This is a genomic window from Lentimicrobiaceae bacterium (genome assembly GCA_023227965.1).
GTDB lineage: Bacteria > Bacteroidota > Bacteroidia > Bacteroidales > JALOCA01 > JALOCA01.
On the sequence record JALOCA010000001.1, the window covers coordinates 105,952 to 122,198 of the forward strand.

At 37.9% G+C, this 16,247-nt stretch carries 16 protein-coding genes; 8 read left to right on the forward strand and 8 right to left on the reverse strand.

Annotated features, from left to right (window positions below; genetic code table 11):
- Nucleotides 1-66: 66 nt before the first annotated feature.
- The 5 genes from M0R21_00390 to M0R21_00410 all read right to left on the reverse strand — a co-directional run bounded on the left by M0R21_00390 (nt 67) and on the right by M0R21_00410 (nt 5,318).
- The gene (locus M0R21_00390; protein MCK9616275.1) at nt 67-1,629 is read right to left on the reverse strand and encodes a tetratricopeptide repeat protein; all 1,563 of its coding nucleotides are present in this window, start codon (nt 1,627-1,629) and stop codon (nt 67-69) included.
- Between the two features lie 195 nt (nt 1,630-1,824).
- On the reverse strand, nt 1,825-2,730 hold the full coding sequence (locus M0R21_00395) for a substrate-binding domain-containing protein (protein ID MCK9616276.1): 906 nt from the start codon (nt 2,728-2,730) through the stop codon (nt 1,825-1,827).
- 129 nt (nt 2,731-2,859) lie between these two features.
- Nucleotides 2,860-3,066 (reverse strand): hypothetical protein, encoded by a 207-nt coding sequence (locus M0R21_00400; GenBank protein ID MCK9616277.1) that lies wholly within the window; start codon nt 3,064-3,066, stop codon nt 2,860-2,862.
- A gap of 46 nt (nt 3,067-3,112) precedes the next feature.
- Nucleotides 3,113-3,868 carry a shikimate dehydrogenase gene (aroE, locus tag M0R21_00405; protein MCK9616278.1) on the reverse strand — a complete coding sequence of 252 codons (756 nt, stop codon included), beginning with the start codon at nt 3,866-3,868 and terminating at the stop codon, nt 3,113-3,115.
- 31 nt (nt 3,869-3,899) lie between these two features.
- Nucleotides 3,900-5,318 (reverse strand): tetratricopeptide repeat protein, encoded by a 1,419-nt coding sequence (locus tag M0R21_00410; protein MCK9616279.1) that lies wholly within the window; start codon nt 5,316-5,318, stop codon nt 3,900-3,902.
- Between the two features lie 144 nt (nt 5,319-5,462).
- On the opposite strand from M0R21_00410, the gene glmM reads away from it, so the two are divergent.
- From glmM to M0R21_00425, 3 genes are all read left to right on the forward strand, one after another.
- Nucleotides 5,463-6,854, forward strand: a complete 1,392-nt coding sequence (gene glmM / locus M0R21_00415; GenBank protein ID MCK9616280.1) for a phosphoglucosamine mutase — start codon at nt 5,463-5,465, stop codon at nt 6,852-6,854.
- 46 nt (nt 6,855-6,900) lie between these two features.
- The gene (locus tag M0R21_00420) at nt 6,901-7,179 is read left to right on the forward strand and encodes a hypothetical protein (protein MCK9616281.1); all 279 of its coding nucleotides are present in this window, start codon (nt 6,901-6,903) and stop codon (nt 7,177-7,179) included.
- Nucleotides 7,180-7,589: 410 nt separating this feature from the next.
- The gene (locus tag M0R21_00425; protein ID MCK9616282.1) at nt 7,590-8,045 is read left to right on the forward strand and encodes an OsmC family protein; all 456 of its coding nucleotides are present in this window, start codon (nt 7,590-7,592) and stop codon (nt 8,043-8,045) included.
- 82 nt (nt 8,046-8,127) lie between these two features.
- Here M0R21_00425 and rho read toward each other — a convergent pair whose 3' ends face one another.
- Nucleotides 8,128-10,062: a transcription termination factor Rho gene (rho, locus tag M0R21_00430; protein ID MCK9616283.1), complete on the reverse strand. Its 1,935-nt coding sequence runs from the start codon at nt 10,060-10,062 to the stop codon at nt 8,128-8,130.
- Between the two features lie 362 nt (nt 10,063-10,424).
- Between rho and gcvT the strand changes: the two genes are divergently transcribed.
- Entirely contained in the window at nt 10,425-11,510 is a 1,086-nt protein-coding gene (gene gcvT, locus M0R21_00435; protein MCK9616284.1) for a glycine cleavage system aminomethyltransferase GcvT, read from the forward strand.
- A 57-nt stretch (nt 11,511-11,567) separates the two neighbouring features.
- Nucleotides 11,568-12,281 (forward strand): 2-phosphosulfolactate phosphatase, encoded by a 714-nt coding sequence (locus M0R21_00440; protein ID MCK9616285.1) that lies wholly within the window; start codon nt 11,568-11,570, stop codon nt 12,279-12,281.
- On the opposite strand, the gene smpB is transcribed toward M0R21_00440, so the two are convergent.
- Nucleotides 12,278-12,721: an SsrA-binding protein SmpB gene (gene smpB, locus M0R21_00445; GenBank protein MCK9616286.1), complete on the reverse strand. Its 444-nt coding sequence runs from the start codon at nt 12,719-12,721 to the stop codon at nt 12,278-12,280. The two genes, M0R21_00440 and smpB, sit on opposite strands and share 4 nt — an antisense overlap.
- 243 nt (nt 12,722-12,964) lie before the next feature.
- Here smpB and M0R21_00450 point away from each other — a divergent pair, with 243 nt between their 5' ends.
- Nucleotides 12,965-13,597: a SagB/ThcOx family dehydrogenase gene (locus tag M0R21_00450; GenBank protein ID MCK9616287.1), complete on the forward strand. Its 633-nt coding sequence runs from the start codon at nt 12,965-12,967 to the stop codon at nt 13,595-13,597.
- Between the two features lie 70 nt (nt 13,598-13,667).
- Here the strand turns inward: M0R21_00450 and M0R21_00455 are convergent, their stop codons facing one another.
- Nucleotides 13,668-13,817: a hypothetical protein gene (locus M0R21_00455; protein ID MCK9616288.1), complete on the reverse strand. Its 150-nt coding sequence runs from the start codon at nt 13,815-13,817 to the stop codon at nt 13,668-13,670.
- Between the two features lie 338 nt (nt 13,818-14,155).
- Here M0R21_00455 and M0R21_00460 point away from each other — a divergent pair, with 338 nt between their 5' ends.
- Complete coding sequence (locus M0R21_00460) at nt 14,156-15,736, forward strand: fibrobacter succinogenes major paralogous domain-containing protein (GenBank protein ID MCK9616289.1); 1,581 nt, start codon at nt 14,156-14,158, stop codon at nt 15,734-15,736.
- 254 nt (nt 15,737-15,990) lie between these two features.
- Nucleotides 15,991-16,230, forward strand: a complete 240-nt coding sequence (locus tag M0R21_00465) for a hypothetical protein (protein MCK9616290.1) — start codon at nt 15,991-15,993, stop codon at nt 16,228-16,230.
- The last annotated feature ends 17 nt before the right edge of the window (nt 16,231-16,247 follow it).

The following is a 16,247-nucleotide window of genomic DNA, read 5'->3' on the forward strand; positions in this document are numbered from 1 at the left end:
TTAAAAAAATAACATGCTTTAAAAAATTAATTGGTTTATATTGTTATAATTAATTCGAAATCAATGCTATTTAACAACTTTTTTCATTGCTTCAAGTATTGTTTTGGCTTTTTCGTCGGTTGGTACTATGGCTAAAGCTTTTTCGCAATACTGAATTGAATTTAACGCATCAACCGTACTTTTGCTATCGTTATACTGAACAAAATAATAATAACTAAGGTAGGAATAAGCTTCAAAAATATCTTTTGAATATTTAGCCGAATCTGCAATGGCTTTTTGAATAAAAATTTCATATACCGGCTTGGCGAGTCCACGTGTGGCATCCTGATCAATTTTTGATTTTGTACGGGCATGCCACAGGTAAGCCTGAACATAGTCGGGTTGCAAGGAAATCAATGATGCAAAATTAGTATCAGCAAAGTTCCAGTTTTGAAGGTTATAATATACTTTGCCAAGGTTATAGTAGTCGCCGGGTGTAGCTTTTCCAAGTGTTTTCAGCAGTTCATAATATTTTGCTCCTTCATCATATTTTTTAAGCTTGCTGTAACTTAATGCAATTTCTGAAAGAAGTTCTGTTCTGGTGGTGTCCATTTGATAAGCCTTGTACAATTTTTCGACGGCAAGGGAGTCGTTTTTAGTTTTCGACAATAATCGTCCGTAATAAACATAATCGTCAGCTCTTACTTTTTCTGGTTTGGTTTTTTGGATGAATTTTTCAATATATTTTAATCCATCGTCGTATTGTTTGGTCTCAAAATAGGAATAAGCCAGTCCTCTGTACAAGTCAATGCGGGAAGAATCTACCGAAAGAATTTCTTGAATGGTTGCAATTACTTCTTTATATTTTTTTGCGTTGATGAGCGCTGATGCATACCTGATTTTTGCAGAAATATTACCAGCTGAAAGTTCAAGAAATTTATCATAATTTTTAATTGCATTATCGTATTGACGGGCAAGGGTATATATATTTCCTAGTTCGCGGTAAGCAGGTGCGAAGGTGGAGTCTGTTTTTATTGCATCTTTGTAATATTCTAAGGCATCAGTGTAATTTTTTGCCCGTAACCATAATTGTCCGATACGTAGTTTTGCTTTTGGTGAAGAAGGATCAAGCTCTTGTGCTTTTTTGTAGTTGGATATTGCATTGGATCCGTCGTTATTTTCCATATAGTAGTCTCCAATAATAATATACAATTCTGGAACTTTCACCTTATCAACTCCAGGCTTTTTGGGGTCTTGTAACAATGTTTGTGCTTGCCCGAGCAGTTTATATGCCTCGGGGAAGTCCTTTTTGGGTGCCTTGATGTAAGCTTCAGCAATATTATAAAGAATAAGAACCTGGCGATCGAGGTCCATCACTACATTTTTATTGGCTTTGCTGGGAAGAAAGGATTTGGCTTTACTAAAATAGGATTTTGCATTTGCAGTATCACCGCTGTAAAGTGCTAATTTACCTAAGCCTATGTAATTCAATGGGTTATTTGGATCAACGTCTATACCTTTTTTGAAAAGAAGCATAGCAGGTTCCGATACATCACTAAGAACAGTTCCTTCGGCATCAGTAAAATACATTTTGAGGTAATTTCCACCATAATAATAGTATATATCACCATTGTTAGGTGTTTTTTCCAAAAGTAATTTGTATCCTTTTTCAGCAGATTCAAATTGTTCACTTTCTGTTAGCTTAATTACATAGCTTAAATCCTGAGCATGAACTTTTAAAACTAAAGAACAACATGTGATAATGAAAAATAAAACCGATTTTTTAACTGTTGAATACATAGATGGGCAGATAATTAAATATTTATTTTTGAAATTTATTAAACTTTATTTTTTTATTTGTACCAATCGAATGGGCATGGTAGCAGGCACTAATCCTGATTTAAGTACAATGCGTTGTCCCTGGTCCCCAGCAATGAATTGTATGAAACCAGACCCCAGTCCAACAAAAGTTTCACGGGAAATTGCATACATAGAACGAATAAAAGGATATGTGCCTTCCGCAATATAGCCCTGATAAGGTTTGCGAAACTCTCCTGAACCTTCAGTATCACCGGGTTGTCCAATAGACGCAATACTGATTTTTTTTAGAAATGTGGCACTTAGGGTATCATCACGGTCGCTAATCCAGTTAACACTGATTATGCCAATAGCATTTTTGTTTTTTTCTACATAGTTGATTACTTCTTCGTTCGAATTTACTGCGTAGCAATAATCAGGGAAGCTTTCTTTTATACCAAATTTTTCACGAATAAAGCGGGGATTACCTGATGAATTGTTGTCGAAAACAACTTTTATATTACTAAGTGACGAATTTTTGTCTATTTGTTTCCAAGAATTAATATTTCCATTAAAAACTGATTGCAACTGGTCGTATCGTAATAAAGTATCCTTGTTTTCTTTATTTAGGATAAATGCAAGGGCATCATATGCAATCCGAGTGGTACGGGGAATAATTTTTACCTGGTTAAGCATTTTTTTCTGCTCATTACTTAATTCTCTGTTCACGATCATCAGCCGGATTGAATCTTTCATAAATAAATCGTAAGCATCCACTTCTGTAGTATATTTTGCCGTTATTGATGAATAGGGGTATATTTTCTGAAAGGTATAGATTTGTGTATCTATAAGCAGTTGATACGATTCGTCAACGGCAATTTTGATTGTACCCCGAGTGGTTGTTTCATCAGGAGTCTTCACTTTTCCGGTGTTGCACCCCAAAAGTAAAACCATGCTTAACAATATTACAATCAGACTTTTAAACATAAAGCAATGTCTTTATATGTTTATAACAAGGTTGACAAAAGTATATATTATAACCCATTCACACAAGTTTTATTGTATAAGCTCTTGAGTCGGTGGCTAAAAATTATTTTCACGATATTTACTCCAAATCCGGGCAGCTCTGAACAAACCATAAGCTATGAAAAAAAATCCAAAAATTACTTTTATATTTTTGGGCAGATTGTATTTTTCAGCAAAAAAAAACAGGAAGGTTCCTATTCCCAAATAGAGGAATACGACTACAATTCCCAGAATTTGCATCATTTTTCCTAACGGGTTTTGCATATATATAGGTTTTAAAAAAAGTTAAATATTTTACTAAATTAAGGTATCAGCAATTTTCGAGCCAGATATTCCATGCAGTTTTTGCCTGCTGATGCAACATAAACAAGCCATTGCTGATTTTTGCTCTCTGTTTTTTTGCTTTTTGCAGTAGGAGGGTTTTTTCAGGGTTGTAAATCAAATCAATGATAATAGTATTACACGTAAAAAAGCCAAAAGGCAAAGGCGGGTATTCAGTTACATTGGGAAATTGCCCCAAAGGAGTAGTATTGATAATTAAATTATGAGTAGAAATAATATCTTTGTCAACCTGAGAGTAATAAATTGTGTTTATGTTTTTCGGATTTCGCGAAACGAACAAATGTTCGATATTTTTAGACGATAATACATGGCTAACAGATTTTGATGCACCTCCAGTTCCTATAATTAATGCTTTCTTTATCGAAAAATGCTGATTCATAGCTAATAAATGTTTGAAACCTGTTACATCAGTATTGTATCCTTTTAAATAAATTTTATTGTTGGTGCGAAAAATTTTAACTGTATTTACAGACCCTGTTTCAATGGCTGATGTATCCATTTGGTCGAGAAAAGGAATAATTTGTATTTTAAAAGGCGATGTTACATTAAAACCAAGTAAATTGTTCTGTTTGCTTATCCATGATCTGATATTTTCGATGTTTTTCATCGGAAAAAGTTTGTATTCAGCAATAATCGCAGGATAAAGGGTATGAAATTCCTGAAGAAAATATTCTGCTGATTTTGAATGTGTAAGCGGGTATCCTATTAATCCGAATGTAATCATTGTAATTGAAATTCAGCTATATATTTCCCAATTACAGGGAATATTTTGCAAGTAAACTGGAAAAAAGAGGTTCTTTTAACAATTCCGGAACAAAATCAGTAAGTTTCTCAATATCTTCGGAATGTGTTTTTAATAAATTTTCTACTTCCATATAAAATGCATCGGTGTTCCCTGCAAGATACAGATAGGCGGCATTCCGGTATTGGAATTGAATATTGTCGGGTTGGAGGTTCATTCCGTTTCTGATGGTTGATAATGCCGCGTCAATATTTCCTATTTCGCAATATACCTCGGAATATTCGAGCCATATTTCCGGGTCAAGGTAGTCAAGTTCCGTAACTTTTTCATAAGAAATTAGGGCATCAGCATACATCAGGTGTTTAAATTGTAAGTCGCCTAAGATGAACCAATATTCTGAATTATCAGGGTCCATTTTTGTAGCTCTGGTGATGTGTTTAAGGGCTTCTTCGAAACTTCCCAGTTCATCTTCTGCTATGCCCAGTCCAATATGTGCATCAGCAAAGTTATCATCAATTTCTAACGATTTACTGAAGTTAATTTTTGCCGATTCAAATTTTTTTTGTTTTTCGTAGCACTCGCCTATGTAATAGTAGGTCAATGCTTCAGGGGGTTCATACAAAAAAGTTTCCCTGTACACTTCAATGGCTTGATCAAACTGATTTGTATTGGCAAACGCATTGGCTTTATTAAAATATGCAGAAGCAAAAGTGGGGTCAATGGCAATTGAATAATCGTAGGCTTCAATGGCTTTATCAAGTTGTTCGAGGTTTCCGTAAGCCAAACCCAGATTAAACCATGCATGATGCGAATAGGGATATTTGTTGATGAATTGGTTGAAAAAAGTTATGCTTTCTTCATTTCTGTTGGAAATTTCATAACAAAATGAAATTTCGTAAAGAAAGGAACTATTTTCGGGATTAATTTCCAATGCCTTCTGGAGATATTCCAGTGCTTTTTCGTATTTTCCCAGGTTCTCATATTCAAAAGCGATATTTCCATACACTTCGTCGAGTTCTTCGGTGAGGTTCAGGGCTTTTTTGTATTCTTCAATAGCTTTTTCGTATCGTTTTAGCTGACTGTATATTGCCCCCTTGGTAAGAAAAACATCGCCATCGGCAGTATAATTCTGTTCAATATCCGATAAAATGCGCAGCGCCTTTTCCGTATTGTCTGACGAAGCCAGTAACTGGGCTTTCTTTAATTTAAAAATAACATTTGTAGGATGTTGCTCGCTTGCAAACTGAATGGCAATTTCTGATTGGCTAAAATTATTTTTGAACAAGTAAAAATCTATAATGTCTTCAAATTCATCTGCATCAAAAAAATACTGCACCTCACCTCGCGCCATTTCTTCAAATTTCTCGAGAAGAGCTTGCGTGTTACTATCTTCATTTTCCTCGAATTCAAGGGGATCGAAATCTTCTTCCATTTCAATAAAATATGGCACAAAATTAATAAAAGAAAACGAATGTAAGTGTATTTTTTTTATGAACCGACTGAAAATTAGCAGTTGAAAAATTTTAAAATGAATTAATTATAAATCCTATATTTTTGCGCTTTTAAAACTACATGAATGACATTGATTAAATCTATTTCCGGAATAAGAGGAACGATAGGCGGAAAAGCTGGCGAAGGACTTAGTCCAGTGGATATTATGCGATTTACCTCTGCTTTTGTAACGTTTGTTCAACAACAAAGCGAAAAAAATCATCTTTGTTTTGTTATAGGGAGAGATGCCCGCATTTCGGGTGAAATGGTAAGCCATTTGGTATCCGGGACTCTAATGGGTATGGGCGTGGATGTTATTGATACCGGTTTAAGCACCACTCCTACAGTAGAAATGGCTGTTACCGAAGCAAAAGCCGATGGCGGAATCATCATTACGGCAAGCCATAATCCTAAAAACTGGAATGCGTTAAAGCTGTTAAATGAAAAAGGGGAATTTATTTCGGCTACTGATGGCGAAAAAATTTTAGAAATTGCTGATAAAAACCCGGCTGTGTTTGCGGAGGTTGATGCGTTGGGCAAATATTGCTTTGATGACACATTTTTGCAGAAACATATTGATAAAGTATTGAATCTACCATTGGTAGATACAAAATCCATTAAAAACGCCAATTTTATAGTAGCAATTGATGCCGTAAACTCTACAGGTGGATTAGCTCTTCCTTTATTATTAAAAGCATTGGGTGTTAATCAGGTAATTGAGTTGTACTGCACACCTGACGGAAAATTTCCGCATAACCCGGAACCCCTGCCCGAACATCTGACTGAATTATCAAAAACAGTAGTTAAAAATGCTGCCCATGTCGGTTTTTCTGTTGACCCTGATGTTGACAGGCTGGCAATTGTGATGGAAGATGGCGAAATGTTTGGGGAAGAATATACACTTGTTGCCGTAGCAGATTATGTGCTGAAAAACACTCCCGGGAGTACTGTTTCCAATTTATCCTCAACCAGGGCTTTGCATGATGTAACGGTAAAAGCCGGCTGTAGTTATTTTGCCTCTGCTGTGGGCGAAGTGAATGTAGTGGAAATGATGAAGATTCATCAAGCTGTGATTGGCGGCGAAGGTAACGGAGGTGTAATCTATCCCGAATTGCATTATGGACGCGATGCCCTGGTGGGAATTGCTTTGTTTTTAACTTATCTTGCAAAAACAGGAAAAAAATGCTCTTTTTTACGAAGCATGTACCCACAGTATTTTATTTCTAAAAACAAAATATTGTTTGAACCCGATATGGATGTTGACAATTTGCTGGAAAGTATTGCAAGAAAATACCAAAACGAGAAAGTTAACACTGCGGATGGAGTGAAAATTGATTTTGCCGATGAATGGGTACACCTCAGGAAATCGAATACCGAACCCGTCATTCGGATTTATGCCGAAAGCAATACAATGGCTACAGCAGAATTTCTGGCGGGAAAAATAATTGACGATATTAAGGAAATTATTAGGGAATAAAATGTGTACTTTGCATAATTAGAATCATTTATTAATCCAAAAATTAATGCCTGCAAAAAGTATAAAGAAAAAAAGTAAAAAAGTAAAATTCAAAAAGATTATTTTTAAACTTTCTGAGAAACAAAAAAAAGTAATTGACAAGTACTGTAAGTTGCATAAAACCACTCCTAACAAGTTTTATAAAAAAGCATTAATGCAATATTTGTTGAATTACGCCAGCTTGTCGCCTGATGACGAGTATTATATCAGCGAAAATCAGTTAAAACTATTCGATGAGAATGAAACAGAGGTAATTGTTGAAGAAGCGGATTCTGGGATGTTTTAATTCCGTATTTTCCTACATTTACGTAGCTGCGCCGACCCTTTAAATAGCTTGAATTCACTACACTGATCCGGCTGATCCCCTGGTGGCTGCACGTATGCTATACTTGCAGAAAAAGCCCTTGGATGGGGGAATCTGCATGTTGAGGGCAGTTTATTCGATGATTTAATATGGCAAAAAAGCTAAAAAATTCAAGGAAGATGTTAAATATAAAAGCTGTGAAGTCGTATTTACCCCGGATACATTACGAAAAAAGCCATCTGTCGTAATTTTGCATCTGTAATATGGAAATGATTAAACTAATAAGTCAATGTGTAAATTTTTTGCAAATTAAACATGAAGGGAAATTGTGATTAGACAGTTTCTATCATATTATAATTCAGTCAATAATATTTTAAATTAAAATTAAAAAAATGGAAGAAGTAAAATTTAATTCTGAAAATTTGTTACTGCCACTGGTGGAAGCAAGAATAGAGTTGGTTAACAACAGGCTGCACTTTAAAGGGCAGGCGGGTAATAACTCCCCTGTAGATGTGGATTATATACCGCCCTTAGGGGACAACTTGGGTTATACTTCGTTGGAATTATTTCTTATCAGCCTTGCTACCTGCGTAAGTAGTGCGGTGTTGCCACTGCTGCGAAAAATGAAAAAAGAGATTAAGAGTTTGCAGGTTGTGGCAAAAGGCAAGCGCAGGAATCAGCATCCTACCTGTTTTGAAGAAATTACACTGGAATTTGTTTTACAATCTCCGGATACAAAAAAAGAAGAAGTGGAAAAATTGCTTCATCTTGCCGAGGAAACCTATTGTCCGGTGTGGGCAATGATAAAGAATAATGTGAAAGTAAATTCGCAGATTACAATAATATAGTGTAATTTATATAATCATCAAAGCAAAAGAGGTTGTTTTCTTAGTAAAATAACTTCTTTTTTTGAGGTTTAGCAGGATATTCCTAACTATTCATTGAGATGAGGAATTCCTCGTTGGTTTGGGTATATTTCATTTTTTCTTTCAAAAATTCCATGGCTTCCAATGGATTCATATCCGCAAGGTGGTTACGAAGTATCCAGATACGTTGCAGTTGTTCTTTGTCCACCAGCAGGTCTTCGCGTCGGGTGCTGGATGCAACGATATCAATGGATGGATAGATGCGTTTGTTAGAAAGTTTGCGGTCTAACTGCAATTCCATATTGCCGGTACCTTTGAATTCTTCAAATATCACTTCATCCATTTTTGAACCGGTGTCTATCAATGCCGTCGAAATGATGGTGAGCGAGCCTCCGTGTTCAATCTGGCGTGCGGCACCAAAAAAGCGTTTGGGCTTTTGCAGAGCAGTAGCTTCCACTCCGCCCGACAAAACTTTACCTGATGCCGGGGCAACGGTATTGTAAGCACGGGCAAGGCGGGTGATGGAGTCAAGCAGTATTACCACGTCGTGTCCGCATTCGGTGAGGCGTTTGGCTTTTTCCAGCACAAGGTTGGCAATCTTCACATGGCGTTCGGCGGGTTCATCAAAAGTGGAGGAAACTACCTCTGCATTTACACTGCGTTGCATATCTGTAACTTCTTCAGGGCGTTCGTCGATCAATAAAACGATGAGGTAGGCTTCGGGGTGATTGTAAGCTATGGCGTTGGCAATCTCTTTCAACAAAACAGTTTTACCGGTTTTGGGCTGCGCTACAATGAGTCCGCGTTGCCCTTTGCCGATAGGACAGAACATATCTATGATGCGTGTGCTCATGGTAGAGCCGGGATGCCCTGTGATTTTAAATTTCTTTTCCGGAAAAAGCGGAGTAAGGAAATCGAAACTGATGCGGTCGCGAACTTCTTCGGGAAATTTTCCATTGATAGTTTCTACTTTTACAAGCGGGAAATATTTTTCACCTTCTTTTGGGGGGCGGATGCTCCCTTTAAGGGTATCCCCTGTTTTTAAACCGAAAAGTTTAATCTGGCTTTGTGAAACATAAATATCGTCGGGCGAGTTCAAGTAGTTATAATCGGCTGAACGCAGAAATCCATAGCCATCGGTCATTATTTCCAGAACGCCCACAGTGGAAACTATGCCATCAAACTCGGAATAATCTTCTTTGTATCGTTCGGCAATACGTTGTCGTTGAATTTCTTTCCAGTTCTTTTCACGGTAAGGACGAATTTCTTCCGTTTGCGTTTCGCTACTGGTTTCTGCTTCCTGGGGAGGGGCACCTGTTAGTTTTCCTTCTTCAGGCGTTTCAGTGATTATATTTTCATCAATTCCGAGGAAAGTAGTATTGTCTTCTATTATGGGTTCGCCTAAAAATTCGGGTTTACCATTTTCAATGTCGGCTCCGAATGGAAATAATTCTTCGTTAAAATCTGTTTTAAAAGGTGTCGGGGGAGTATTTTGTACGGTATCGGCAGGTGGTGGCAATGGCGGTAATGGTGGTAGTGTCGGTAGTGCAGGAGCAGGAGCAGGAGAAGTTTGTTTTTTAGGGAAATTTTTGGAAAAACCTGCTTTATTTTTTCGCTGAAAATTACTTTTAAACACAGGTTTTTCAGATTCTTTAGGGAGTGCTGGCTTTGCAATAACTTGTTCTTCCGGTATATCTGTACTTATTAACGGCTGGGATGTGTTATCAGTTTTTTCAGTATCCTGTTCGTGTCGTTGCATAAAAACTGTTTCCTTTTTTGCCGGAACTGAGGGTATTCTTTTGCGTTGCCCAGGTTTTTTATGCTGAATTTTATTTTCTTTTTCGAGCATTTCGGGCGAAGGATTTAATGCCTGATGGTCTAATATCTTATAAACCAATTCTTGCTTTTTTAAACCTTCTATTTTCGGAATGTTCAGCTTTTGAGCTATTTCTTTCAATTCGTGAACTAATTTCGAATTCAGTTCAACAATATCGTACATAGTGAATTTGTTATTTTATTAATGTGTTAATTATAAGGTGTTTTTTGAGCGCTTATACTCCCTGCAGGAGTAAAAATTATCAGATTTCAATAAACAGAGTTGATTGTTAATGACAAATGAAACGATAAACCGGAGTGGGATTTTAAAAAAAATTCGATGCAAATATACAACTATTTTCGAAATACAAATATTTATTCCATTGTATCGGTTTTAACCGTGCGGTTTAAGAGTATTTTTTTACTTTTGCGCTGGGGAATGAAATTTTATCCCATTAAAAAAACGGGCATTTACGTTAATTAAAAATATTTAGAAAAGAGTCAATATGCTGATGATTTTTAACTTTAATTAAAATCTTTTTATAAATGAAAAATACAGCATTTACAAAGAAACATGAAGAATTGGGAGCCAAGATGGTACCATTTGCCGGATTTTATATGCCGGTTCAATATGAGGGAGTTAATATTGAACATGAAACCGTACGTAAGGGAGTCGGAGTTTTTGATGTTTCGCACATGGGCGAAATTTGGGTGAAAGGTAGCAAAGCCTTGGATTTTATTCAAAGGGTTACTTCAAATGATGCTTCAAAACTTTACGATGGAAAAGTTCAATATTCCTGCTTCCCAAATTTCAAGGGTGGTATTGTTGACGACCTTCTTGTTTACCAAATTAATTCTGAAACCTTTTTGTTAGTCGTTAATGCTTCAAATATTGAAAAGGATTGGAATTGGCTGCAAAGTCAGAACCAGATTGGCGCAGTACTTTACAATGCCTCGGATGAAATTTCGCAATTGGCTGTTCAGGGACCTCTTGCACTGAAAGCCATGCAAAAATGTACTTCCACTCCGATAGAGGATATGGAATATTACACTTTTAAAAAAGTGGAATTTGCGGGCGTTAAAGATGTAATTCTTTCTACTACCGGCTATACCGGTGCAGGTGGCTGCGAAATTTATTTTGCAAACAAGGCTGCTGACACCATTTGGAATGCTGTTTTCGAAGCTGGTGCAGAATACGGAATCAAACCGATTGGTCTGGGTGCACGCGATACCCTCCGCCTCGAAATGGGCTTTTGCCTTTATGGTAATGATATTAACGACACTACTTCGCCTATTGAAGCCGGACTGGGCTGGATAACCAAGTTTACCCCCGAAAAAGACTTTATAAACAAAGCAGAGCTTTTACGCCAGAAGAAAGAAGGTACTACCCGTAAATTGGTAGGTTTTGAAATGGTTGACAAAGGAATTCCCCGTCATGAATATGAAATTGCCGATGCTGACGGAAACACGATAGGGGAAGTAACTTCCGGTACCATGGGTCCTTCGGTAAAAAAAGCCATTGGAATGGGTTATGTAAAAATTGGTTTTGCAGCCGAAGGCAGTGAAATTTTTATCAAAATTCGCGACAAAGCCCTGAAAGCTGTTGTTGTTAAGTTTCCTTTTTATAAATAATCATAGCTTGACATACACCCCCCGTACAAAAAATGACGGGGGGCTTTTTTATTTTTTATGCAAACCATAGAAGTTTGTTTTTTGCCCGGATTGTTTGAACGCAAACAAACAGAAGCTCCATTTACTGTTGTGGTAGTTGATGTCTTGCGTGCATCTTCTGCCATTTGTGCAGCATTTCAAAATGGTGTGAAGAGTATTATTCCGGTTTCTAAACTTTCGGAAGCTGAAGAGTACAAGAAACAGGGTTTCCTTGTTGCTGCCGAACGTGATGGTTTGCAACCTGATTTTGCCGATTTCGGGAACTCTCCGCTGGGCTTTTCTTCGCCGCTCGTTCGGGGGAGGACGCTTGTTTACACTACCACCAACGGTACCCAGGCGCTGATTACCGCTTCTGTAAGTGAAAAAGTGGTTGTTGGTACTTTTTCCAATTTTTCAAAATTATGTCAGGATTTATTGCAGGCTAAAAAAAACGTTGTCGTGCTTTGCTCAGGATGGAAAGAAAACATGAGCCTCGAAGATACAGCCTTTGCAGGTGCGCTGGTTGAAAACCTTACAAAAAGCGGCTTTTACGAAACCATGGAGGATGCGGCACAAATAAGCCTTGGATTTTGGAACAATCTAAAAAAAAATTTCCCCGATTCACTGAACAAAGCCACTCATTACAAACGATTGAGCAAACTTGGGCTTGATGAAGATATTGCCTGGTGTTTGCGGTTCGATACAACTGAGGTAGTACCTTTTCTCGAAAATGGCATTCTGAAAATCAGTTAAAAGTTGTGTTCCATTTCCCTACGGTTATCCTTAATTTTTAATGATTCGCGTTTGTCGTAGAGTTTTTTCCCCTTTGCTATGGCAATTTCGAGTTTGGCTAAACCATTTTCGTTAATATATAATAGGGTAGGAATTACAGTAAAACCTTTTTCCTTTGTTTTGGTCAGGATTTTTTTCAATTCGCGACGGTTTAGCAATAATTTCCGGTCGCGTTTGGGTTCGTGATTGTAATGACTTCCGAATTTGTATTCGGAGATATGTAGGTTAATTACAAACAATTCATCACCTTTGAACATACAATAGGCATCCGTTAGGCTTGCTTTTCCCTCACGAAGGCTTTTAATTTCGGTACCCGTGAGCTGGATGCCGGCAGTAAAAATATCGAGCAGGAAATACTCAAACTGAGCTTTTTTATTTTTTATGTTGATAGATTGTGCCATAATTGTTTGCCAATTGTAATCCACAATGGAATGGGCTGGCAAAGTTAAGAAATAGTTGAACTCTTCCAATTCCAATTAAATCGGGGGTGGAAGGTTTTACCGGAAAACCCGAAAGATTTTATTTTTATCCTATTAAAAATTTTACGGAAAAGTTTAATTTTACACGAAATATTTCCTGCTTAATCTTAATGATTTTGCGGGATAAAAAAGCAAAACATAAACGAACATTAATTTATTAACAATATGAAGAAGATTATCTTTTGTTTTATTTTCACCCTTTTAACTGGTTTTATGTACGCACAAAATACGATAGTATTGAATCCTCCCGATTTGAAAAGGGGTTTGCCGGTAATGACGGCATTGTCGTTAAGAGCATCTGCAACAGAGTTTGACACTGCAATGATCAGCCTGCGCGATTTATCCGATTTGTTATGGGCTTCAAACGGTATCAACCGCCCCGAAAGCGATAAACGTACCGCCCCTTCAGCCATGAATGCCCAGGACATTGACGTGTATGTGTGCATGAAGACGGGTATTTATCTTTACGATGTAAAAAATTCGATGCTTAATTTAATTGCCGCAGGGGATTACCGTAAATTGGTTGCTGTACAGCAGGAATTTGTTACGAAGGCTCCGGTAATATGTTTGCTGGTATCAGACATTTCAAGATTTCCGCATGGAGAAGAGTCTTTGAAAATGACCTGGGCTGCCGAAGATGCAGGAATGGTATCACAAAATATTTCACTCTTTTGTGCTTCAGCAGGGCTTTCAACCAGACCTCGTGCTTACATGGACCAGGATCAACTGAAAAAAATAATGAAATTAAAGGAATCCCAGCACCTGATGCTTAATCATCCGGTGTCGTATAAAAAATAATATCTTCAAAAACCTTCCATAGTACGAAGTACATGGAAGAGTTTTAAAAAATTAGCATAGGTTATAGCTATCACCTGCCACGGGAAAGTGCCGACCAGTGTAGGTTAATGCGCTTACCTGCCACGGGAAAGTCATGACCAGTATAGGTTAATGCACTTACCCGTCTTGGAAATTGCCGACCGGTATAGGCTAATGCACTTACCTGCCACGGGAAAGTCATGACCAGCATAGGTTATGCACTTACCTGCATCGGGAAAGTCATGACCGGCATAGGTTATAGCTATTACCTGCCTTAGAAAAGTTAAACCAAAAACCTTTCAGAGTACGAAGTCCCGATATTTAGGGAGAAGAGTTTTTTTAATAAATTTACCAAATATCCTCATAAACCTACCAAATATACATTAACTACGTTTTATTGAGATTTTTTTTATTACTATACATTTAGAACATAATTTTTTGTACATTTATCGGGCTTTTTTAGCCCCGATTTTTTGGGATTGGAAGATTAAACTAAAAACTTTCCCAAAATTAATGAACGTAAATATTAAAAAAAGTTTCATGAAAAAATTATTCTACTTAGCAATTTTCTTTATAGTCATATTGTCGTCCTGCAAAAAGGATGATGATGTAAAAACTCCTCCGGTAAACGGAGAGTTTTCTGTTACTACTGCCGACATTACGGAGGTAGGCACCACCACTGCCGTTTGTGGTGGGGTAATCTCAGGGGAACCGGGATTTCAAATAAAAGTAATCGGTGTTTGCTGGGATACTATTCCTGAACCGAACCTGAAAAACATGACACGCGATATAGCTGATAATACCGGAAAATTTACCAGCATAATCAGCGGTTTATCCTCTGGGAAAAAATATTATGTCCGCACTTTTGTGAAAGGGCGGGACAGTGTTATATACGGAGACACAAAAATCATGACAACTGCACGAGCCCTCACTAAGCAAGCCGAAGTAACTTTGTATTCTATCACGTTTAATGGGGTGGTGAATACTATATATACACCAGCCACCATATCATTCGAATACGGTGACACCACAAAATACGGTCATGAAATAGCCGCTGTTCCAGGTACGATCATCGAAAATGGTGGGGATGTTTTGGTAAAAGCCGAATTGACGGTGATACCAGGACAAAGTTTTCATTATCGGATAAAAATGATTGATGCCATGGGGATTTCTTACGGAGTTGATATGAGAGCGGCAGCTCTTGGTGGAAAGCCAAAAATATTAATATCTGAACCTGCTAACATAGGGATTACTAATGCCATTATTAACGGCATAGCGAATCCAAATTTATTCTCCACTACAGTAAAAATAGAATATGGTAAGACAACAAATTACGGTCATGAAATAGCTACTGTCCCGGGCACCATCACTGGCAATAGCAATGTCAATGTAACAGCCAGCCTTGCTGGTTTAGAAAAAAATACAACATATCACTGCCGTATTAAAGCCACTAATGAAATAGGGACGGTATTCAGTGCCGATAAAACTTTTATGACCTATGAGGTTGCCGATGTAGACGGCAATATGTATCATTCCGTAACGATTGGTAACCAAACATGGCTGCTTGAAAACCTCAAGGTAACCCATTATCGGAATGGAGATCTGATTCCGAACATTACCGACAGCACCGTCTGGAGTTATCAAACCAGCGGAGCTATGTGCTGGTACCAAAATAAATATGGCACTTACGGCACTGTCTATGGTGGACTGTATAACTGGTACACAATCGTTGATTTACGTGGCGTTGCTCCAGACGGTTGGCATGTGCCGACTGATGAAGAGTGGACGGCGTTGAAAGCCTACCTTGGCGGAGACGAAAAGACCGTCGGTGGCAAACTAAAAGAATCCGGACTTGCCCATTGGTTACTTCCCAACACGGATGCAACTAACAGTTCGGGTTTCACAGCTTTGCCTGGTGGATTCAGAGGAAATGCCGAAACTGGCGAATTCCAGGGATGTTTTTACGGGATAAATGAAGGCGGTTATTTCTGGTCTGCAACTGAAGGACCAGCCCCATTTTGTGCCTGGAACAAATTTCTGAAGTATAACACGAGTCGTTTTTACGATTATCAAGCTGGCTCAAAACTAGCCGGACTTTCAATAAGATGTTTAAAAGACTAAATTTAAAAAATAAAAAAAGGACATCTAAATTCAAGGATGTCCTTTTTTTTATATGACCAATAATCCTATCAGGTTTCAAAAACCTGACAGGATTTAAATTAATTAACCTTCCAGAGTACGAAGTACCAGGAAGAGTTTTTTTTGGAGAAGAGTTTTTTATATTTTCAACTCTTTCCCCCGATTTAATCGGGGTTGGAAGGTTTTTAAAACCTTGAGGGTTTGATAAACAAACAGCTTCATCCGGCATAGCCGCAATGCTTACCGGCATCACTGCAACCTCATCCGGCATAGCTGCAACGCTTACCGGCATCACTGCAACCTCGTCCGGCATAGCTGCAACGCTTACCGGCATCCTTGCAATCTCGTCCGGCATAGTCGCAACGCTTACCGGCATCCTTGCAACCTTATCCGGCATAGCCGCAACGTTTTCCTGTATCCTTGCATCCTTATCCGGTATAGCTGCAATGCTTTCCGGCAATAGGGCTTTTGCATGAAAAACAAAACCAGCATT

Coding starts and splice junctions, on each gene's coding strand:
- M0R21_00465 (MCK9616290.1), top strand. CDS start 15,991: ATGCTTACCGGCATCACTGCAACCTCATCCGGCATAGCTGCAACGCTT.
- M0R21_00440 (MCK9616285.1), top strand. CDS start 11,568: ATGCAAACCATAGAAGTTTGTTTTTTGCCCGGATTGTTTGAACGCAAA.
- M0R21_00425 (MCK9616282.1), top strand. CDS start 7,590: ATGGAAGAAGTAAAATTTAATTCTGAAAATTTGTTACTGCCACTGGTG.
- M0R21_00460 (MCK9616289.1), top strand. CDS start 14,156: ATGAAAAAATTATTCTACTTAGCAATTTTCTTTATAGTCATATTGTCG.
- M0R21_00410 (MCK9616279.1), bottom strand. CDS start 5,318: ATGGAAGAAGATTTCGATCCCCTTGAATTCGAGGAAAATGAAGATAGT.
- smpB (MCK9616286.1), bottom strand. CDS start 12,721: ATGGCACAATCTATCAACATAAAAAATAAAAAAGCTCAGTTTGAGTAT.
- M0R21_00450 (MCK9616287.1), top strand. CDS start 12,965: ATGAAGAAGATTATCTTTTGTTTTATTTTCACCCTTTTAACTGGTTTT.
- glmM (MCK9616280.1), top strand. CDS start 5,463: ATGACATTGATTAAATCTATTTCCGGAATAAGAGGAACGATAGGCGGA.
- rho (MCK9616283.1), bottom strand. CDS start 10,062: ATGTACGATATTGTTGAACTGAATTCGAAATTAGTTCACGAATTGAAA.
- M0R21_00395 (MCK9616276.1), bottom strand. CDS start 2,730: ATGGTTTTACTTTTGGGGTGCAACACCGGAAAAGTGAAGACTCCTGAT.
- M0R21_00400 (MCK9616277.1), bottom strand. CDS start 3,066: ATGCAAAACCCGTTAGGAAAAATGATGCAAATTCTGGGAATTGTAGTC.
- aroE (MCK9616278.1), bottom strand. CDS start 3,868: ATGATTACATTCGGATTAATAGGATACCCGCTTACACATTCAAAATCA.
- M0R21_00455 (MCK9616288.1), bottom strand. CDS start 13,817: ATGACTTTCCCGTGGCAGGTAAGTGCATTAGCCTATACCGGTCGGCAA.
- gcvT (MCK9616284.1), top strand. CDS start 10,425: ATGAAAAATACAGCATTTACAAAGAAACATGAAGAATTGGGAGCCAAG.
- M0R21_00420 (MCK9616281.1), top strand. CDS start 6,901: ATGCCTGCAAAAAGTATAAAGAAAAAAAGTAAAAAAGTAAAATTCAAA.